Origin of the sequence: Bacillus sp. OxB-1, assembly GCF_000829195.1 — a bacterium.
Classification (GTDB): domain Bacteria; phylum Bacillota; class Bacilli; order Bacillales_A; family Planococcaceae; genus Sporosarcina.
The window spans coordinates 2,960,001-2,979,057 of sequence record NZ_AP013294.1; the positions used below are offsets into that span (position 1 = coordinate 2,960,001).

Sequence of the window (19,057 nt, forward strand, 5' to 3'; positions counted from 1 at the left end):
ATGGGCTACTCGCCTGTTTCCTCCGGTTCTTCCTTTTTCGGCCACAATTCCGGCGTCGAATCGAGCTGATCCAAAAAAGCCCTCGATTTGAGCCGGATGCCCACTTGCTCATCATAAATGGTGCGGACAATCTTTTTCATGAATTGCTTCGTCGGTTTCTTCAACGTCAGATTCCCTAACCGGTTGATCGGCACGGTATAGAAGGTGCGGATCAACCGCAATTGTGTCGGAGTCAGACGGATCAGATACCGATCGACCGCGAAGCAGCGGTGGCATAGAAAGCCGATTTGCTGGAAGGAAAATGCGAACTCCCCTTCCGTCGCCCCACAATTGGCGCATTGATGCAAGACCGGATGGATTCCTGCCACTGGAAGCATCTTCCACTCGACAAAGAGGGATATGGCCTCTGGGTCGTATTGTTCATTGATGGCGTGGAGCGCCTCCGACAGCAAGCCATACACCCCCGAAACCTTCTCCTGGTCCTCCGTCAACTTGTCGATCAGCTCAACGATATAGCTCGCATAAGCCGTCGCTTCCAAGTCCTCCCGGATGAAGCGCATCGAGTTGATCGGCTCCCCTTGCTCCAAGGTGCCCATTCCCCTGCCTGTCCGGATCAGGAATGAACATTCCATGAACGGCTGCGTGATTCCTGCGAGACGGCTGGCGGGCTTTTTCGCCCCTCTGGCCATCGCAGTCAGCTTCCCCACCTCACGGGTGAATACAGTCACGATCTTGTTCGATTCGCCGTACGGGATGCCGCGAAGGACGATGCCTTCCCATTTATTCAACAAGGCGATCCCCCCTTTCGGCTGCGGCTCGCTTAATACTCGTCTTCCCTGAAACCGAACTCGCGTAACTGTCCCGGCTTGTTCCGCCAATCTTTCTGGACTTTCACCCACAATTCAAGAAATACCTTCGACCCGAGCAGCATTTCAATATCATGCCTTGCCTTTGTGCCGATTTCTTTTAATAAAGACCCTCGCTTCCCGATGACGATCCCTTTCTGGGAATCGCGGTCGACGACGATTGTCGCATTGATATTGACAATTTCCCGCTCTTTTTCCCGTTCGATTTTTTCGATGACGACAGCAATCGAGTGTGGAATTTCCTCACGAGTCAGGTGGAGCACCTTTTCCCGGATCAACTCGGAAATGATGAATCGTTCCGGGTGGTCGGTCACTTGATCGTCCGGGTAATATTTAGGCCCTTCCGGCATATAGGAAGTCAAAGTCTCAAGGAGCCGTTCCACGTTGTTGCCATTCATGGCGGAAATCGGGACGATTTCCGCAAAGTTGTATTCTTCAGTATAGGAAGTGATGATCGTCAACAACTCATCCGGATGGACAAGGTCAATTTTATTGATGACGAGAAAAACCGGTGTCTCCGTCTTCTCCAATAATTCAATAATGAAGCGGTCCCCCCGTCCGATCGGCTCATCCGCATTCACCATGAACAGGATGACATCGACTTCTTTCAGTGTGTTGCGGGCCGTCTTCATCATAAAGTCTCCGAGCTTATGCTTCGGTTTATGAATGCCCGGCGTGTCGATGAAAACGAGCTGGGAATGATCCGATGTCACGACCCCTTGCACTTTGTTGCGCGTCGTTTGGGGCTTGTCGCTCATGATGGCGATCTTCTGTCCTACGACGCGGTTCAAGAATGTCGATTTCCCGACGTTCGGACGGCCAATGATGGAAATGAATCCCGATTTAAACTTCTGAATCTCTTGCTGCATATGATAAATCCTCCTTGGAAAAAGCACCGGGCAATAGCTCCGCTACGGTCGTTTCCTTAATGTTCCCTTGCAGGTTTGCCAAATAGACCGGCATGGAGCCGCTGCAAAACTCGGCGATCACTTGCCGGCATGCCCCACACGGAGTAATCGGCCCTTCCGTATCGCCGATTACGGCAAGCGCCTTGAAAGTGTGGATTCCTTCTGACACCGCTTTGAACAAAGCAGTCCGCTCGGCGCAATTTGTCATGCTATAGGCTGAATTCTCGATGTTGCAGCCGTGGTAAACCGTTCCATCCTCCGCCACTAGCGCTGCCCCTACAGGGAATTTCGAATAGGGAACATAAGCCTGCTCCCGCGCTTTTTTCGATTCTTCCACCAATTTTCCGATATCCATGCTTCCACCCCACTTTACATTAATAAAACCATTTTGAGCCGAATAGGAGCAACCCGATGATGGCACTGAGAATTGCGTAGATGAGCACGGCTCCCGCAGCTAAGTCCTTGGCTTGCTTGGCCAACTGATGATACTCTTCCGTGACGAGATCGACTACTTTTTCGATAGCGGTGTTCATTAACTCCAACGCGAGCATTCCGCCGATCAATACACTGACAATGAACCATTCCATCATCGTCAGCCCTGTCCAAATCCCTGCTACTATGACCACTCCTGCGGCGAACAAATGGAATTTGAAATTTCGTTCCGATCGGATTCCTAGAAAAATGCCATTCCATGCATATTTGAATGACCTGAAAAAATTCCGCATCCGGAATCCCTCACCTTCCGAGTCCGAACGAATCAAGGATCTCCTTTTGTTTACCGAACATCACTTTCTCCTCTTCCTCGGTCATATGGTCGTAGCCTAGGAGGTGCAAAAATCCATGCAGCGCCAGAAATCCGAGTTCCCGGTTAAACTCATGTCCATATTCAGCTGCCTGGTTTTGGGCGGTTTCCACAGAAATGATTATATCGCCCAGAACGGTAGGCAGATTTTCTCCGACGATGGCAACTTCCCCTTCCGACATCTCTTCCAACGCAAACGAGATGACATCCGTAGGAACGTCTTTTCCCCGATATTCAGCATTGATTTTTTGAATTTCCGAATCCGTCACAAAGGTGATGGAAACTTCAGGACTCCCTTCCAATTGCTCTGCTTCGGCTGCATGATTCAGCAAATTTCGGATCAGTTCCTCCATCTCCGGGTCCACCATTCCGGTTTCATCTTCAAAAAACAGTTCAAGCATAGCTCCATCTCCGTTTCATTCCGGATATTCAATCCGGTTGTGGAATATTCCATTCAACGTTTCGCAAATGACCTTTTCTACCTTCCGCAATTCTTTCATGGATAGGTCACATTCGTTGAATTGGCCATCGTTCAGCCGATCATTGATGATCGCTTTCACGAGAGCCGCAATCTTTTGAGGGGTCGGTTCTTTCATGGAACGGACTGCCGCTTCGACACTATCCGCAATCGAAATGATGGCAATTTCTTTCGTTTGCGGCTTCGGCCCCTTATACCGGTACTCTTCCTCCTTGACCTCTTGTCCTTCAGTTTGCGCTTTGACGAGGAAATATTTCAACAAACTGGTTCCATGATGCTGTCTTGCGATATCGATGATTTCCACAGGCATCTTGTGCTTTTCCAACATTTTGGCGCCGTCCTCGGCATGAGCGATGATGATGTCCCGGCTTTTTTCAGGCGGCAAATGATCATGCGGGTTCTGGCCGGCATGCTGATTTTCGATGAAATAGCCCGGACGCACTGTTTTGCCGATATCATGATAATAACTTCCGACCCGGGCGAGCAGTCCGTTGGCGCCTATCGATTCGCAGGCGGCATCCGCCAAATTCGCGACCATGACGCTATGATGATAGGTCCCAGGCGTCTCGGTGAGGACTTTTTTCAATAACGGATGATTCGGATTCGACAACTCAACCAATTTCATGTCCGACAAGATGCCGAATGCCGATTCGAAAAACGGCATGAGCCCAATCGTCAAAGCTCCGGACAAAATCCCAGATGAAATGGCGGCAATCAAATAAAAGACCAATTCAGACAAGTCATAGGTCGATTGGGTCATCAACAGATAAAATGCGATGAACAGCGTATTGGAACAGGCGACACCCACACTCGTCCTTAAAATGTTCGATCTTCTCCCACTATTCCCAAGCAAATATAAACTAACGATTCCGCTGAATAATATGTATAGGGCAATCTCCATTTGAATGAGCGCGGCATACCCCTCTTGCAACATGATTCCCGCTGTTGCCGCGGTGATAAACGTCATCATCAAAGCCAATCGTTCATTCGTCAACAATTTGATGAGCATCGTTGCCAGAGCGGTCGGAAATAGGAATGCGACCAGTACATCGAAATCCTTCTCGATCAACGCAATCAGTTTCATGAGGATGACCAATAGATAAAAGACCGTCAATACGATCATTAACGCTTTTTTCTTCACCTTGGCATTTTCCACCCATGTACTGAAGTGCAAGTAGATCAATGAAGAAACGAACAGGACGAAAAGTCCAAGTCCGAGCAACGGCTTCAGCGAGGATTGATTCGTCAGCAGGCCGGTCAGTTCCAGTTGCCGATAGATTTCCCCGTCGATCAATTGGCCTTCTCTGACGAGCACTTGTCCTTGTAAAATACGGGTCGGCTCCACTGCGGCCTTCGCCTGCTCGATCCTAGCCTCTGTCAAAGTTTCATTGATCGTCTCCGTCTCAACGACCAAGGACCGCGCTAATGTGATGACCGTTTGCAGCACAGAGGGAGGAATCGAATCGGATAACCGCAATTGACGTTCCACTTCATATTGGGCGGATGCCAAATCCGCGGTCCGGATCGGTTTCGATAAGGTGGTTCCAATAGCTGAAACGAGCTTTTCCTGGGTTTTCATTATAGCTTCCGTATCCAAGGCCAATAAATTGGAAATGGTGTTATCGTTCAGGTTCAGGTTCGGCTCCTCTTCTTCCAGGCTTGCCAACTTCTGCCGGATTTCCGCTATTTGCTCCTTTTGTGTGAGGCCGGGCTTTCCGGACTCCCTGTCCTGTGCGGCATTTTCATTTTTCACTTCCAGCAAACTGTCAAAAATGGAGGTTGCGATCGTCTGCCTGTTTTTTGAGACCTCTTCCGAGAAATGATAAACGGCGGATACTTCCTGTGCAGCCCTCTGCCTCTCTTGTTCCGTTTTTACCGAATCCTCGACAGTCTTCGTTGCCCGGATTGTATGTTGGGAAATTTTAAACTCTTCCACTTCATATGTTTCATTCTTCACACTGCTGAACATGAATGAGTATAGAAGCAACGTGGAGAGGCTGACTAGAAATAATAGGAAAGCATCAAATTTAAGAGTTGTGAACACTTTCTTCATTGCACCGAACATCCCGATCCCCCCGCATCTTTATTATGTTTTACGGCAGCTATGCTCAAAAGGTTCCAGGACAAGCCAAATTCCTCTACGAGAATAGAAGCTTGTCCAGTTTCGCATGTTTAAAAAGCAGTCACGTTTGCGACTGCTCCTTTTCGTATGCTGCAATGATTTTCGCGACGATCGGATGCCGAACGACATCTCCTTGCTCCAAGTATTGAAAATGGATGTCGGATACATTTTGTAAGATGGCTTCCACTTCAATCAGCCCGGAAGCGGTTCCTTTCGGTAAGTCGATCTGTGTTTTATCACCAGTGATGACCATCTTCGATCCAAACCCAAGGCGGGTCAGGAACATCTTCATTTGCGCCTTTGTCGTATTCTGGGCCTCATCAAGGATGACAAACGCATCATCCAGCGTCCTTCCCCGCATGTAGGCCAGCGGGGCGATTTCGATGACTCCCCGTTCAATGAGGCGGTCCGTATGTTCCGCGCCTAATACGTCGTGAAGTGCGTCATAAAGAGGACGCAAATAAGGGTCCACCTTCTCCTTCAGATCACCTGGAAGGAACCCGAGGCTTTCGCCCGCTTCCACAGCCGGTCGGGTCAATATGATGCGCTTGACAGAACCGGTTTTCATAGCCTGCACAGCCAGGACGACGGCTAAATAGGTTTTCCCTGTTCCGGCCGGCCCAATGCAGAATACTAGGTCTTTTTGACGAATCGCTTGGATGTATTCCCGCTGTCCGATCGTTTTCGCCCGGATAGCCTTGCCTTTCGTATTCCTTGCAATCTCTTCATCATAAAGTTCTGAAAAATACTCGATTGTTCCGGCTTTCGCCATTTCAATAGCTGTAACGACGTCGCGTTGATTAATATTAATGCCTCTTCGGATTACTTTCAACAGTTGTTCGAGGAGTTCCTTGGCCAATAGGCGGTTTTGTTCCGGCCCTTCAAGGGAGATTGTGTCCCCCCGTGTCATGATGGATAAATCCAAAGCTTCTTCGATTAATTTCATATTCTGATCGGAAATTCCGAGAAGCATGACAGCCTCGTTCGGATCTTCGATATGGAGTTGCGTCAATTGTTCATCCAATAGCTTCAGTCTCCTTGGGAAATCGGTCTTTTTGTTGCGATATCATCATTGATTAAAAATAGTACGGTCCCACTAACTTTATCATTATCGAATGAGACGTGCAAAATTTTTTCATCTTTTATGATCGCTTTTGACGAAGGAGCCGATAATAACTTATTTTTCAATAAAGGCAAGATGACACTCTTCTCCATCCCCTCCTCTAAAACAAGTTTTCCGGTAAGTTCATTCGTGTATCGCTTTGTCTGGATGAACGGCCATGGAAATGTCCGCTCTCCGCTCTCCAAATCCGCTTTCCCTTCTTTTCTCCAAGGCGCTCGGAAGGAAAGTTCGACGATTTCCTCCCCTTGCATTTGATAGGTGATTGTCCTTGGAATACTGAATTGATACTCCATCCAATAATCGGCATAGACTTCCCCTTCCGCACCGACGATGACAGTTTTGGAACCTTGCTCCAAGACACCCGTCGCCAAGACATCCCCTTTTTTCACCGTTTGATGAACCCGCCCCACCCGTTCCCCTTTTTCCAATTCGAACCGGGTGATGACACCCCCGGTGCGAGCAACGAGATTGGATGGCGGGCCTGCCGGTTCATCGATCCGGTTGGAAGGGGGCGAAAGCATTGGAATGACAGTCAAGGAGGTTCCCACCTTCTGGAAGCGGATCCAAGAGAGAGAGGGATCATTCTTCATCAGGCTTCTTCGGATCTCTCCTTCTTCAGGCAGCAAAGCCAACGGACGCAACGGAACAATCGATGCCGCTTCCAACTTCGCCTCGATTCGGTCGACAACTTCGGGCCTGTCTGATTCCACTTGCACGGTCCATAGAAAAAAGGAACAGGCGAATGGAATGGCGCATGCAATCAGGAATAACGGGGTCAGGAAAATACGTTTAGCGCCGCTGTTCTGCTGTGGACTGGTGACGGTGAATTTGAGGCGGAATGTTCTCCTATGTTTCCGTAGCTGGGCCAGTCCTTTCCGGTCCGTCCGAAATGTAGCGACTTGGTGATCGATCGATAAGGAGCGGATTTGGATCCCTTTCGAGGTTAGGTCAGCAAGGAATTTTCCAACGTCCCCTTTTCCAGTGAGTTTGATGCGGTACCATTTATCAAACATGGGAAGACCCCGTTTCATCGGCCAATACCATCTGTACGTTACGGATTACGTTGAAAGTGAAAAGGGCGACTTCCTCGGAAAGGACATCAACCGTCATTTCTTCCCCCTCGACGGTGATCAAATACTCACCGGATTGGACGGTTGCGTAGTCGGGGCCGAGCTTTCGCAAATGAAAAGGACCGTTGATATGCAAGGATGTGTAGCCTTCAATTGTAATGGATGCACCGGTTTTAAATAGTTTTTTCATCAGATAAAAACCCCCTATCCATATCTATGATAGGAATAGGGGGTCGATGATTACCGTTTCGATTTTGGCGGACCTAAAATTTCAGAAAAGATGATCCCTTTCAAAATATCCTGTTCGTTTTGCGGGAAAAAATCATGGACGTTTTCCGATTGGAGCTCAGGCTTAGGGTTGCTGCTATGCGCCGAAAGTCGACCTCGGTGCTTTTCCATGACGGGCTCCTGGATCCGGCGAGGAAGTTCAGGCATAGCTTCCGCTACAACGACTTGAGGTGACGGCGCCGGTTCTTTTTTGGTTCGAACGGGCGCTGTCTGCCGGCTAGGCGGCTCGTCGTCTTCCGTCTGCAGTTCCTTTTGAATTTCCTTGTACATCTCCCTGGACAGGTCTTTCAACCTTTTCAGCGGGTCATCTGCCTTGGCAGGCGGTTCCACCTTGCCCGTAGCAGTAAAAGGTTTTGCACCTGTTTTAGGCGGCTCTTTCTTGTTTTTGCTGCCATTGAAAAACGATCCGATTATCAGTGAAATGATGAGCAAAACTATTCCTTCCATTTCACACAACCCCTTTCCGGGACAGCATCAGTTCTTACGATTGCTTTTTATCATTAGGCGTCTGTGTTTCGCCGCCTAATTTACTGATGGAGTCACGCATTCCTGTATCGGCTTGGATATTTTTATAATTCATGTAATCCATGATTCCGATATTGCCTGTACGGAGTGCCTCCGCCATAGCAAGCGGAACTTCCGCCTCGGCGCCGACCACTTTCGCACGCATTTCTTGGACTTTCGCTTTCATTTCCTGTTCGTTGGCGACGGCCATCGCACGACGCTCTTCCGCTTTGGCTTGAGCAATGTTCTTGTCAGCCATCGCTTGTTCTGTTTGAAGTTCCGCACCGATATTCTTCCCGATATCAACATCCGCAATATCGATAGAGAGAATTTCGAAAGCAGTTCCTGAATCCAGCCCTTTCGCAAGCACCGTCTGGGAAATCATATCGGGATTTTCCAGTACTTTGGCATGGTCTACCGATGAACCGATAGTAGAAACGATCCCCTCTCCGACACGGGCGACCACGGTCTCTTCCCCAGCCCCCCCGACGAGACGGTCGATATTTGCACGGACGGTGATCCGTGCCTTCGCTTTCACCTCAATCCCGTTCATTGCAACGCCTGCAATGAACGGCGTTTCGATGACTTTCGGGTTAACGGACATCTGCACCGCTTCTAAAACGTCACGGCCCGCAAGATCGATTGCGGCAGCACGTTCAAATGTCAGTTCAATGTTTGCGCGGTGGGCTGCGATCAAGGCATTGACAACCCGGTCGACATTCCCTCCGGCAAGGTAGTGGCTTTCCAGTTGGTTAATGCTTACATTCAAACCCGCTTTATGCGCTTTGATCAACGGATTTACGACCCGGCTCGGAATTACCCGACGGAGTCTCATCCCGATTAGCGTGAAGATGCTGACGCGCACTCCGGCGGCCATCGCGGAAATCCAAAGAGTCACGGGCACTAATGTGAAAAATACAGATAAAACTAGGATCGCGACGAACGCGATGGCAACGATCGTAATCGTACTTCCGGTTCCCAAAATTGCTGGCATTATTCATTTTCCCCCTTTTCATCGGTTTCCCGCACTACGATACGGGAACCTTCAACCTTCACAATGATAACATCTTTTCCACGGTCAATGTAACTTCCTTGCGAAACGACATCGATCCGTTCCCCGTCCAATTCGATTGTACCGGCTGGACGAAGGGGCGTCGTCGTCTTCGCAATTTTTCCAAGCAATTCGACCCGATTGACGTTGGATACATAACCGCTTTCCGTGTCCGTAGCATCCATCAACACCATCTTGTTCAGCAAATGCAGTTTTTTTCCAAAAAACTTCATAATGATCCCCATCCCTGTGGCGGCAATAGCAATCGCAATCAAGACCGAAATCCCCATGTAGAGCGGATTGCCGCCAGCCATAATGATACTTCCGATGATTGCAAGGGAGCCGATAATTCCTGCAATCCCGCCTGGCAAGAAAAACTCGGCGATAACAAGACCGATCCCGATAATAAAGAGGATGATCGTCTCATAACCGGCAAGCCCTGCCACCAGATGGCCGAAGAAAAATAGAAATAAGGAAGTGAGTGCCATCGTCCCCGGAACACCGAATCCCGGCGAGTACAGTTCCAAAACGAGGCCTAACCCGGCAATGGAGAGCAAGATCGGCACGACAATCGGATGAGTGACGAAACGGGCGACGCTTTCGGCAAATGTTTCACTCGTCGAAATGACTTCCGCGTTTTCGTAGCCGGTCTCTTTCAACAGCGCCTCAAACGAAGTGACCGTACCTTCACTATATCCAACTTCTTCTGCTTCTTTCGCACGCAATGTCAATAAATCCCCTTTACCGGCCCGGTACTCCGGCAGGTCGATATGAGGATCGGCCATGGCTTGTGCATACAGCGGATTCCGTTTGGACGATTCCGCCGCATTGATCATATCCGCCATCCAGGCACTATGCGCCTTGACATCCGCTGCCGTCCCATCGGCCACAATGACTTGCGCAGCACCCATTGTTCCATTCGGGACCATATAAATGTAATCCGCGTGGAGTGCCAGGAACGCGCCCGCCGATAGTGCTCTATCATCGATGAATGCAATGATCGGCAATTCGGTGTTATCAAACAGTCTGGCGATCTGGCCGGCAGCATCGGTAAATCCGCCTGGTGTATTGATATCAAGAAAAATGGCATCTGCTCCTGCTTCTTCCGCCTCCTGGAAGGAACGTTGCAGAAACGCATACAGCCCTTTTTCAATCTCCTTATGAATCGGCACTTTGTAAACTTTTTGGGAAGCAGCATCCGCTCCTGACGATGGCAACATCAACGTCGGCAACATTAAGAGGAACAGCAGGACGATTCCCAACATTTTACGCATTCTTCATGTCACCTCTTTCTCTATGTCCATTATATCTCTTTATACGGATGAAAAGCCCGTTGGTTTCATTTTTATCGATATTTGCGATAATAAAGCCTCATTTTCTGAAATACAAATAAACCGGAGAATCCTTTGATGGATTTTCCGGTTTACGAATGTTTAATTTCAGAATTGGTAGAGTTACCTATTAGGAAAATGAGGAGGATTAGTATTTACGCTTTCTAGCCGCCTCAGATTTCTTTTTGCGTTTTACGCTCGGTTTCTCATAATACTCACGCTTTCTTACCTCTTGTATTGTTCCACTTTTGGATACAGTACGTTTGAAGCGGCGAAGAGCATCTTCAAGCGATTCGTTTTTACGAACAACAGTTTTCGACATATCTCTTGTCCCTCCCTCCAAACACACTTCGGAACATAGCCATGTGCCATGTACTAAAAAATTGTAACACAGGTTTTATGGATGGTCAATATAAAACTTTTAAAAAAATTAGAGTCCGGAAATTCCGGCGCCTCCTTTAATAATCCGTTTTGGAAGCCAACCCTTCCATGATTTGTACGCCTGAACTGGCGCCGATCCTTGTTGCTCCGGCATCGATCATTTTTTTCATATCTTCAATATTCCGTACGCCTCCAGATGCTTTGACCCCCATTTCCGGACCGACGACCGCCCGCATCAGCTTGATATCTTCTTCAGTTGCCCCTCCGGAGGAAAACCCTGTCGATGTCTTGACGAAATCCGCTCCGGCTGCAACCGATAATTCACATGCTTTTCTTTTCTCTCCATCTGTCAAGAGGGATGTCTCGATAATGACTTTGACGAGCGCTTTCCCTTTTGCCGTGTCCACGACGGCTTGAATATCCTTCTTCACAAGCTCGTACTCGCCACTTTTCAACGCACCGATATTTAGTACCATGTCCACTTCTGTCGCTCCATTGGCGATGGCATTTTCGGTCTCGAACGCTTTCGTTTCCATAGTGGATGCACCAAGTGGAAATCCGATCACTGTACAAACTTTCACCGATGTGCCTTGCAATGCGTCGGCGGCTGTTTGAACCCAAGCCGGATTGACGCAGACGGATGCGAAAGAATAGTTTTTCGCTTCCGCACACAAGGCCAGGATTTCTCCTTTGTCAGTTTCAGCTTTCAACGCCGTGTGATCGATATAGGATGCAAATTTCGTAGCCAATACAAATTCCTCCTCAAGATAGTTGCTCTCCCCATCTTACCAATTGACGTTTGACGGCGCAGAACAAAAGCGCTAAAGCGCCTCTGTCCCCGTCCCAGGTGAAATCGATTCACTTGGGATTTTTTTCGCTCTATGCATGGTCCCACCACAAAAAGGACATTCAATCTCGACTTCTTCGTTCTGTTTTAAGTCGACCTGAAAGTCTGCCACTACAAAATCGGGAACGTCATCTAATTCCTGACAATCCCGACACTTAAATTCAATCGTACTTATTTTTTCGTTCAATCCGAACGGGTCATCCTCTTCTAATGATTGTAAAAATGCCCGATTCAGTTCATCCAGCTCTTCGTCTGTTGGCATCCTCCGACTTCTCCCATCTTTTAATAATTTTCATGCCCTCCATATAATGATACAGGATTCCATAATCAGCATGCCAAATCTCCACCAAGTCCATCTCCCGATGGCAACACGGGCAAATAAACGGATCCTGATCAAAAGCCTCTCTCATCCGTTCCCGATATGTTTTTCTCTTTTTCCTTCTTTCCAAAAGCATGGAAAGTTGTTTTGTCCGCATGAAGGCATAAAGGCTTAGAATTTGATTTGCCTTCTGATACGATCTTCTGCTATACAACCCAAAACGGCCCACCATTCTGAAGTGTTTTGGTGGGATGTGCTGTAAAATATTGAACAGGAATCGATAGACCGACTGCTTCACGTCCACCCGTTTCCCTGTTTTATGATCTTCATACCAGAACTCGACTTCCTTCCCATCGTATCCGACAATGCGATATTCGGCGATGGCCGGTCTCGCCAAGTATCTGCCTATGTATTTGGCTGCCCCTTTGGCATCCTTCATTTTCTGTTCTGCGTTCACATAGAATCCTTTCGGATATCGCCTATATAAATCATTGATTAATTCCTGGGCCTTTGGGTGATCGGGAAACCACTTCTTCATTAAATCGAGTAGCACCTTTTGCCAGGATTTCCGTAAGAATTCATAGGGAATGAAATCACTTGAACACCATTCATTCCGATTATCAATCGCCCCTTCCGTCACTAGGGCATGTATATGTGGATTGAACTTCAGATCCCTTCCGAACGTATGGATGACCGTGATCACCCCGGCTTGTAGGTTGCGCTTCCTGCTTTTACGACGATAATAGAATTGGAAGACCCCGGCTACCTGTCTACTCAACTCATTCAATTTTTTGCGGTCGTGGAAAAAGATATTCCGAAGTTCCTCGGGAATGGTGAATACCATGTGGCGATGCGGCACATTAAAGATTAAGTCCTGCTGTTTGGTGGACCAGTCATCCGTATATTTCTTTCCACACTTATTACAAAAGCGGCTCTTGCATGTGAAACAGACAATGACAGGAGATGGATTCCCTTCACAACCCAGACATTCATATCTCGCATATCCGACATCCGAGGATCCACAACGGATTGTTTTCAGGACGGTTTCTTTTATATCCTCTCGATAAGCTTCTGGAAACAAGGTAGAGTGCATTTGCCAAAACCCATCGAAATGGTCTTTCAGTATTCTTTTGATGACTCCACTAGTCCCTCTCATCGCGTCTCAGTCCCTTCGAGTATACGAACATTTTATCGAACAGTTATCCACAGGTCAAAATTTTATAATTTCCTAAGCAACGAAAAAAGCTGTTCCCCCCAGAATCGGGATGGAACAGCTGTTTTTCTTAGGCAAAGATTTCTTGTTCGTCTACAACGCGGACAAATTGGCCTTCATTATAAGGGTAGCCCGCTTTGTTAATTTTAACGCGAACGATTTTACCGACCATGGATTCATCAGCCGGAAGGACGACCTTCAAGTAGTTATCGGTATAGCCTTCATACAAACCACTTTCCGGGTCTTCCTTATATCGCTCTTCCGGAATGACTTCTAGCACTTCATTCTCGAAGGATGAGGCATATTCTTTCGCCAGCTGGTCGTTCAATTCAAGCAATCGGTGTACTCTTTCATTCTTCACTTCTTCATCCACTTGGTCTTCCATCCGTGCTGCCGGTGTGCCTGTCCGTTTTGAGTACGGGAAGACATGCAGTTCGGAGAACCGATGATCACGGATGAAATTGTATGTGTCCATGAACTCCTCTTCCGTCTCACCCGGGAACCCGACAATAACGTCGGAGGTGATCGCCAGTTGAGGAAGGGCTTCCCGCAAACGGTCCAACCGTTCCGCGAAAAATTCCATCGTGTATTTCCGGCGCATCCGTTTCAGCACCGTATTGGAACCCGATTGGATTGGAATATGAAGATGGCGTACGACGATTTTGGATTCTTTCAACACTTGAATGACTTCATCCGTCAACTGGCTCGCTTCGATGGAACTGATGCGAAGCCGTTTCAAGCCTTTCACTTCGGATTCCAGATCACGTAGAAGACGTGCGAGGTTATAATCCTTCAAATCCTCACCGTAACCTCCCGTATGGATGCCCGTCAGGACAATCTCCAAATAGCCGGCGTCGACAAGCTGTTGGGCTTGGCGGATGACTTCTTGCGGATCACGTGAACGCATTAAACCGCGCGCCCATGGAATGATGCAAAATGTACAGAAATTATTGCAGCCTTCCTGGATCTTGAGGGAAGCACGGGTCCGATCCGTAAATGCCGGGACATCCAGCTCTTCATATACCCGGTTTTTCATAATATTGCGGACCGCATTGATCGGTTGGCGCTCGTTGCGGTATTCGTCGATCAAGCCAAGCAGCTTCACGCGATCCTGTGTGCCGACGACGATATCCACTCCCGGAATGGCCATGATTTCCGCAGGTGAGGTCTGGGCATAACAACCTGTTACGCAAATGACGCCGTCCGGGTTTTTTCGGATGGCGCGCCGGATCACCTGGCGGCTTTTCTTGTCACCTGTATTCGTGACAGTGCATGTATTAATCACGTAGACGTCCGCATTCTTATCAAAATCTACGCGTTCGTAACCCGCTTCTTTGAAAAGTTGCCAGATCGCCTCCGTCTCATAATGGTTCACTTTGCAACCTAATGTAGACATAGCTACGGTTTTCGGACGCTCGTAACTCATAATATATTTCATCCTTTCATTACACTCGTTATCATAATTAAATTAGGCTCAATAGAATATTTCACGTGTCTTATAATAGCACAATTAAATAGGATGAGACTAATTTTTTCGACCTTAAATATTTTTCGTTATAGCTAATATACCCAATCTATTCACATTAAAGAAAGCCAAAAAGCACCCCATCCAACCGGACAGGTATTAGTCATCACCTTTTGTTTCAATTTACTGTTCAGCTGCAACCTCTTAAAGTGAGGAGTAGTCTCATTTCAAGAATGCCCATAAAAGCCTTGGCGATGTGACGTAAACTGATTACTCCTTGTCATGATGTTGCTAGGTCATGATATTTTGAATAAAACACTTCATAAATTACAACTTCTTTTTGACCCTGAACGGCGTACCCTGCCAAGTGTGGATCACAGGGTAGGGTGCTTTTTCTCTCATTTATTCGTACGGATCAGCGCGCCAATCCCCAGCATGACAATGTCGCCGTCCGCGGCTTTGCCCTCTTCTAGATCCTTGATCCACTTCTTGGCATAACCGGCTTTGACAGCAGCATTTACTACGATATCGCGCTGTGCTTTGTTGGCAAGAAACGTTTCAAATTCCTTTCGTAACGTGCCGGAGGTAAATTCCAAGTCTGACTCCTCTCTTTTCGTCTGCACAGTCGCAACCTGTTTCGGATTATGTTCCAACTTGAAATAGGCAGCCAACCCCTCGGCAATTGCTTCACCTTGTGCTTCTAGGTTGGTTTTATTTCGCATCGAATGGATGTCAATTGTGGAGTCCATGAACCCGCCTTCGGTCAAGATGGCTGGCATGTTGGTTTCTCGGAGGACATGCAGATTCATTTTTTTGATGCCCCGATCCCGCAAGACCATACTTTTCACGATTCGGGGATGGACCGCTTTGGCGACCTCTACCGATTTCGGATTGGCTCGGGGGTGGTCCATAGTAAAGGTTTCGATCCCGCCACCGCTGTGCCACTTGCCGGATAGAGCATTATGATGGATAGAGACATAAACATCGGCTCCCCAATTATTCGCCCGATCAGTTCGCGTTTTAAGTGGTACATCCGTTTTGCCGGTAGGGTCGTCTACCCGCAGGATTTCCAATCCTTTGTACTCCCGGAGCTTGGCCTCACAGGCCAACAGGACTTTATTGTTAAAGGACCACTCCCTCTCTCCGTCTGGCGATCTTTTTCCAGCCGTATTAAATCCATGGCCGGCATCCAGTACAATTTTAACCACTCGATCAACCCCTTTGTTATATTTCGTCAGTCCGTATTGCTCGATGATTTGATTCAGCTTGGACGGATAATTGATATCCGCCGCATACCCGGCTGCCTTCACGGCTGCCGTTGATTTTCGATAATCCGTCTCACCAAGCACATCCGCATATCGATTGTGCTCTTCCCATCCCGTGCCGTGCGTATATTTGTGGACAAGGTCGATGACGCAACCTTCATAAGACGGATACTTTCTAAAGGCCGCATCGATGTAATAGACCGCGCCATCCGGCTTGTGCTCGGCTGTCCGTTTGGTATACGTCTCTCCGGTCCAACCGGCGCCCACCTTGATGCCGAATAGGTTGTTGGCTTTGGTGGCAAGTTCAGACGTTCCTGAAGCTGATTCCAAGACTCCCTGCGCTATGATAAGAGACGGCAAAACGCCATTCGCAATCCCGTGCTTGACTGCAAACGGCGCAAGTTTTTCTATGAAACTCATCGCTTATCAACTTTCGTGTAGCCATCCTGTTTATCTACTAACTCAAAAAGGCCGGTCGCCGAAAGGCCTGCAAGTCCTCCTGCCCAAAGTCGTAATACCACGTCGAGATCAGTGAAGGGAGACGCTGCGAACCCCACGAAAATCCCCAACGAAAAAGCGACAAGGGGAACGAAGTTGTTTTTGATGTTGAATGTCATCTTGACAAGCTGTACCAAAGCCAAAATGATAGGCGCTAAGATTGTTGCGAAGATTAATACATCAGTCATTCAATTATCCTCCGATCCATTTCTGTAATGTCTCGATCAAAAGAAAAAGGATACCCCCACCACCGAACAAGGCAATGAGGATGTCCTTTCTTTGTTTGTTATTGTCCTTTTTGATACCCAATGTATGAGTGAGCAGCGTGTCGAGTAGGGCTGTCTGTTCTTTTTGATGCTTGTCAATAAGCTCTTTTTGCTCTGTGTTCTGCGTGTAAAGCATGTTCTCGATCTTGGCTTGTGAAGTCTGAACGACAGTTATTTCTTTTCGTACTTCACCATAGTTTTTTTCGAGTTCCAAAATCCTCTTTTCGTGATCTTGTACGATACTCTCCATGCTTTTTTCCTCCATTTCCTGCTCTGCCATTTCTCACCCCACACCCTTTTCTCTTTGAATATAAAAACTCTTTGAATATAAAAAGAACGCCCCCACGGGACGCTCACTCTTTTGCTAACTGCATCATCATGATGTCAGCCATTTTAATTTTCTGGCCGGCCATTGTCCGGATCGTCATATCCCGACTCACTCCCAACCCATTGACTTGTTTCATATAGTCCTCTGGATGCCCATTGATAAGGTGGATCTTGCCGTCTACCGTCGTTACTTTGGTTTTCATGATACTCCTCCCCTCCCTCCTGTCGAAATATTCGACATATTAGGAGGGGAATCCTTCCATTTACCTAAAACTATTTACCCAGCAAATTACTGAACCAAAAATTTTTTATGCTGCTCCCGTTTACGTTCATCCGACAGCACCGCATATCCCTGGGTAGTCGAAGGGTCAGAATGACCAAGAAGATGCTGGACGGCTACAATATCCGCACCATTATTTAACGTCAATGTGGCGAAGGTGTGCCGAAGGGTGTGCGGACTAACCTTTTTCTCTAGCCCCGCTAAATTAGCAATTACGCCAATCTCCCGCTGAATGCCCCGTTTGGATAGCCGTCTATATGGCCTTCTTTCGGTCACCATCAGCGCCTCCTCTCGGTCGGTACGGCCCATCAAATACTTTCTAAGGTGATACATTGCTTTGAAGCTGAAATACACTTCGCGTTCTTTGTTACCCTTCCCGATCACCTTGCAGCTCATAGATTGATAGTTAATATCTGATTTGTTAAGGTCATGGATTTCGGTTAAACGGCAGCCAGTTGCATACAGCACTTCAAGGAAAGCACGCTGTCGATCCGTCACGCATGCCTCACGCATCATTTCCAGTTCCTCAATGGAAAGGGCCTTAGGTATTCGCTTTTCCTTTTTAGGTGGTTTCAATTTTGCAGTTGGATCACGCAACAGAATTTCTTCTGCGGTCAACCAACCGAAAAATGATTTTAGCACAGACAGTTTTTTACTAACCGAACTCATCTTCAAATGATCGAATTGAGCCAAGAATACACGAATATCAGCCGCACTGATATCCTCTGTTCGCTTCTTCACTTTGTCGGCAAAGATTTTCAAATCTAAGCCATAACTGTCCAACGTGATTGGGCTAAGCCCCTCCAATTTCTTCGAAGACAGAAACAGCTTGATCTTTTCATGGAGATCTGGATGGACCTCGTCACTCTCTACACGCTTGACGTGATACTTGGAGATCAATGCAGACAACCTACTTTTCGTCTTTTCAACATCTATTGGCACCAACTCCGAAATAAAGCCGACAACTTCCGAAATCAACATTTCTCCTGCCGTGTACGTGTTCATATTCAATTTCCCCCGAGGAAGGTATTTCGTCTTTAGGAGTATGCCTGCAATAGAAAAGAAGCAGGTACGCTCCTCGGTGCGTTTGCGACCAGATGATCAGTCCGGTCTACCTGCTTCCAAGTTAACATAACATAAAACTTCCAGCAAGGAAATGGAGAACTTATATTCGTGTTTTATTTAAACTCTATTCTTTAACGTAATAAGAATAGAATATATTTAAATAGCGCTTAAACACGACATAAACAAAGGGCCTATTTTTTTATTTCGGAAGATGGTCTGTCCACTCCTAAACATATTTTTAAATAGGATCAGAATAGAGTCTCTTCTTATTTGTCCTATTTCTATTTAAAACAAATAAAAAGAACGCCCCTTCAGAGGACGTTCACTAAGATTTAACCACTACTATTATTGCACTATGAATTCTTGATTTTTTCTATTAAAGCCCGAAAACTTTCTTCCGTTTCTTTTAATTCGTTTGCGATTTTTTCATCTTCTTTCAAACCTCCGAAGAGTTCTTCGAGAGAAGGATCGTTTTCGAACATCAAACGGTATTTCTGAAGTTGTTTTTCTTCTTTTAAATTGAGTTGGTGAAGATTGTCTAATGCTTCTTCCGCAAATTTAATGAGATCCTCTTTTTCCATCTTTATC

23 protein-coding genes are annotated in these 19,057 nt (G+C 47.3%); all 23 read right to left on the minus strand.

The annotated features are described in order from the left end of the window. Positions 1-5: 5 nt before the first annotated feature. The 23 genes from recO to OXB_RS14795 all read right to left on the minus strand — a co-directional run bounded on the left by recO (position 6) and on the right by OXB_RS14795 (position 19,050). Positions 6-791 (minus strand): DNA repair protein RecO, encoded by a 786-nt coding sequence (gene recO / locus OXB_RS14690; protein WP_041075212.1) that lies wholly within the window; start codon positions 789-791, stop codon positions 6-8. A 29-nt stretch (positions 792-820) separates the two neighbouring features. After that, entirely contained in the window at positions 821-1,735 is a 915-nt protein-coding gene (gene era / locus OXB_RS14695; protein ID WP_041075213.1) for a GTPase Era, read from the minus strand. Further along, positions 1,710-2,129 carry a cytidine deaminase gene (locus tag OXB_RS14700; RefSeq protein ID WP_041075214.1) on the minus strand — a complete coding sequence of 140 codons (420 nt, stop codon included), beginning with the start codon at positions 2,127-2,129 and terminating at the stop codon, positions 1,710-1,712. Before OXB_RS14700 ends, era begins: the two co-directional genes overlap by 26 nt. A gap of 19 nt (positions 2,130-2,148) precedes the next feature. Next, complete coding sequence (locus OXB_RS14705; protein WP_041076922.1) at positions 2,149-2,499, minus strand: diacylglycerol kinase family protein; 351 nt, start codon at positions 2,497-2,499, stop codon at positions 2,149-2,151. 10 nt (positions 2,500-2,509) lie between these two features. Then, positions 2,510-2,977 carry an rRNA maturation RNase YbeY gene (gene ybeY, locus OXB_RS14710; RefSeq protein ID WP_041075215.1) on the minus strand — a complete coding sequence of 156 codons (468 nt, stop codon included), beginning with the start codon at positions 2,975-2,977 and terminating at the stop codon, positions 2,510-2,512. A gap of 15 nt (positions 2,978-2,992) precedes the next feature. After that, positions 2,993-5,107 (minus strand): HD family phosphohydrolase, encoded by a 2,115-nt coding sequence (locus tag OXB_RS14715; RefSeq protein WP_231860322.1) that lies wholly within the window; start codon positions 5,105-5,107, stop codon positions 2,993-2,995. A 130-nt stretch (positions 5,108-5,237) separates the two neighbouring features. Then, positions 5,238-6,200, minus strand: coding sequence for a PhoH family protein (locus OXB_RS14720; protein WP_041075217.1), 963 nt, complete (start codon positions 6,198-6,200; stop codon positions 5,238-5,240). Between the two features lie 5 nt (positions 6,201-6,205). Continuing rightward, entirely contained in the window at positions 6,206-7,312 is a 1,107-nt protein-coding gene (locus tag OXB_RS14725; protein WP_041075218.1) for a sporulation protein YqfD, read from the minus strand. After that, positions 7,305-7,559: a hypothetical protein gene (locus OXB_RS14730; RefSeq protein WP_041075219.1), complete on the minus strand. Its 255-nt coding sequence runs from the start codon at positions 7,557-7,559 to the stop codon at positions 7,305-7,307. The genes OXB_RS14725 and OXB_RS14730 overlap by 8 nt, the downstream gene beginning before the upstream one ends. A 50-nt stretch (positions 7,560-7,609) precedes the next feature. Next, positions 7,610-8,104, minus strand: coding sequence for a hypothetical protein (locus OXB_RS14735; protein ID WP_041075220.1), 495 nt, complete (start codon positions 8,102-8,104; stop codon positions 7,610-7,612). Positions 8,105-8,138: 34 nt separating this feature from the next. Next, the gene (gene floA, locus OXB_RS14740) at positions 8,139-9,155 is read right to left on the minus strand and encodes a flotillin-like protein FloA (protein ID WP_041075221.1); all 1,017 of its coding nucleotides are present in this window, start codon (positions 9,153-9,155) and stop codon (positions 8,139-8,141) included. Then, a complete protein-coding gene (locus OXB_RS14745) occupies positions 9,155-10,486 on the minus strand; it encodes an NfeD family protein (protein ID WP_041075222.1) in 1,332 nt (443 codons plus the stop codon). The genes floA and OXB_RS14745 overlap by 1 nt, the downstream gene beginning before the upstream one ends. A gap of 205 nt (positions 10,487-10,691) precedes the next feature. Beyond that, the gene (rpsU, locus tag OXB_RS14750; protein WP_041075223.1) at positions 10,692-10,865 is read right to left on the minus strand and encodes a 30S ribosomal protein S21; all 174 of its coding nucleotides are present in this window, start codon (positions 10,863-10,865) and stop codon (positions 10,692-10,694) included. Positions 10,866-11,001: 136 nt separating this feature from the next. Next, a complete protein-coding gene (gene deoC / locus OXB_RS14755) occupies positions 11,002-11,673 on the minus strand; it encodes a deoxyribose-phosphate aldolase (RefSeq protein ID WP_041075224.1) in 672 nt (223 codons plus the stop codon). Positions 11,674-11,745: 72 nt separating this feature from the next. After that, entirely contained in the window at positions 11,746-12,033 is a 288-nt protein-coding gene (locus OXB_RS14760; protein ID WP_052483843.1) for a zinc ribbon domain-containing protein, read from the minus strand. Beyond that, entirely contained in the window at positions 12,008-13,246 is a 1,239-nt protein-coding gene (locus tag OXB_RS14765; protein WP_084212371.1) for an IS91 family transposase, read from the minus strand. The genes OXB_RS14760 and OXB_RS14765 overlap by 26 nt, the downstream gene beginning before the upstream one ends. 127 nt (positions 13,247-13,373) lie before the next feature. After that, positions 13,374-14,729, minus strand: a complete 1,356-nt coding sequence (gene mtaB / locus OXB_RS14770; RefSeq protein ID WP_041071467.1) for a tRNA (N(6)-L-threonylcarbamoyladenosine(37)-C(2))-methylthiotransferase MtaB — start codon at positions 14,727-14,729, stop codon at positions 13,374-13,376. A gap of 437 nt (positions 14,730-15,166) precedes the next feature. Continuing rightward, a complete protein-coding gene (locus tag OXB_RS18075; RefSeq protein WP_052483828.1) occupies positions 15,167-16,453 on the minus strand; it encodes an N-acetylmuramoyl-L-alanine amidase in 1,287 nt (428 codons plus the stop codon). Continuing rightward, the gene (locus OXB_RS14780) at positions 16,450-16,719 is read right to left on the minus strand and encodes a holin (RefSeq protein WP_041075225.1); all 270 of its coding nucleotides are present in this window, start codon (positions 16,717-16,719) and stop codon (positions 16,450-16,452) included. The genes OXB_RS18075 and OXB_RS14780 overlap by 4 nt, the downstream gene beginning before the upstream one ends. 4 nt (positions 16,720-16,723) lie before the next feature. Next, entirely contained in the window at positions 16,724-17,047 is a 324-nt protein-coding gene (locus OXB_RS14785; protein WP_144399719.1) for a hypothetical protein, read from the minus strand. Between the two features lie 103 nt (positions 17,048-17,150). Continuing rightward, positions 17,151-17,327: a hypothetical protein gene (locus OXB_RS18945; RefSeq protein ID WP_158333739.1), complete on the minus strand. Its 177-nt coding sequence runs from the start codon at positions 17,325-17,327 to the stop codon at positions 17,151-17,153. Positions 17,328-17,413: 86 nt separating this feature from the next. Continuing rightward, entirely contained in the window at positions 17,414-18,385 is a 972-nt protein-coding gene (xerA, locus tag OXB_RS14790) for a site-specific tyrosine recombinase/integron integrase (RefSeq protein WP_231860323.1), read from the minus strand. Between the two features lie 437 nt (positions 18,386-18,822). Beyond that, a complete protein-coding gene (locus OXB_RS14795) occupies positions 18,823-19,050 on the minus strand; it encodes a hypothetical protein (RefSeq protein ID WP_041075228.1) in 228 nt (75 codons plus the stop codon). Positions 19,051-19,057: the final 7 nt, after the last annotated feature.

What these genes read in the sequence shown, in the direction of transcription:
- era (WP_041075213.1), bottom strand. Translation starts at nt 1,735, where the DNA reads ATGCAGCAAGAGATTCAGAAGTTTAAATCGGGATTCATTTCCATCATT.
- OXB_RS14700 (WP_041075214.1), bottom strand. Translation starts at nt 2,129, where the DNA reads ATGGATATCGGAAAATTGGTGGAAGAATCGAAAAAAGCGCGGGAGCAG.
- OXB_RS14705 (WP_041076922.1), bottom strand. Translation starts at nt 2,499, where the DNA reads ATGCGGAATTTTTTCAGGTCATTCAAATATGCATGGAATGGCATTTTT.
- ybeY (WP_041075215.1), bottom strand. Translation starts at nt 2,977, where the DNA reads ATGCTTGAACTGTTTTTTGAAGATGAAACCGGAATGGTGGACCCGGAG.
- OXB_RS14715 (WP_231860322.1), bottom strand. Translation starts at nt 5,107, where the DNA reads ATGAAGAAAGTGTTCACAACTCTTAAATTTGATGCTTTCCTATTATTT.
- OXB_RS14725 (WP_041075218.1), bottom strand. Translation starts at nt 7,312, where the DNA reads ATGTTTGATAAATGGTACCGCATCAAACTCACTGGAAAAGGGGACGTT.
- OXB_RS14730 (WP_041075219.1), bottom strand. Translation starts at nt 7,559, where the DNA reads ATGAAAAAACTATTTAAAACCGGTGCATCCATTACAATTGAAGGCTAC.
- OXB_RS14735 (WP_041075220.1), bottom strand. Translation starts at nt 8,104, where the DNA reads ATGGAAGGAATAGTTTTGCTCATCATTTCACTGATAATCGGATCGTTT.
- floA (WP_041075221.1), bottom strand. Translation starts at nt 9,155, where the DNA reads ATGCCAGCAATTTTGGGAACCGGAAGTACGATTACGATCGTTGCCATC.
- OXB_RS14745 (WP_041075222.1), bottom strand. Translation starts at nt 10,486, where the DNA reads ATGCGTAAAATGTTGGGAATCGTCCTGCTGTTCCTCTTAATGTTGCCG.
- rpsU (WP_041075223.1), bottom strand. Translation starts at nt 10,865, where the DNA reads ATGTCGAAAACTGTTGTTCGTAAAAACGAATCGCTTGAAGATGCTCTT.
- OXB_RS14760 (WP_052483843.1), bottom strand. Translation starts at nt 12,033, where the DNA reads ATGCCAACAGACGAAGAGCTGGATGAACTGAATCGGGCATTTTTACAA.
- OXB_RS14765 (WP_084212371.1), bottom strand. Translation starts at nt 13,246, where the DNA reads ATGAGAGGGACTAGTGGAGTCATCAAAAGAATACTGAAAGACCATTTC.
- mtaB (WP_041071467.1), bottom strand. Translation starts at nt 14,729, where the DNA reads ATGAGTTACGAGCGTCCGAAAACCGTAGCTATGTCTACATTAGGTTGC.
- OXB_RS18075 (WP_052483828.1), bottom strand. Translation starts at nt 16,453, where the DNA reads ATGAGTTTCATAGAAAAACTTGCGCCGTTTGCAGTCAAGCACGGGATT.
- OXB_RS14780 (WP_041075225.1), bottom strand. Translation starts at nt 16,719, where the DNA reads ATGACTGATGTATTAATCTTCGCAACAATCTTAGCGCCTATCATTTTG.
- OXB_RS14785 (WP_144399719.1), bottom strand. Translation starts at nt 17,047, where the DNA reads ATGGAGAGTATCGTACAAGATCACGAAAAGAGGATTTTGGAACTCGAA.
- OXB_RS18945 (WP_158333739.1), bottom strand. Translation starts at nt 17,327, where the DNA reads ATGAAAACCAAAGTAACGACGGTAGACGGCAAGATCCACCTTATCAAT.
- xerA (WP_231860323.1), bottom strand. Translation starts at nt 18,385, where the DNA reads ATGTTGATTTCGGAAGTTGTCGGCTTTATTTCGGAGTTGGTGCCAATA.
- OXB_RS14795 (WP_041075228.1), bottom strand. Translation starts at nt 19,050, where the DNA reads ATGGAAAAAGAGGATCTCATTAAATTTGCGGAAGAAGCATTAGACAAT.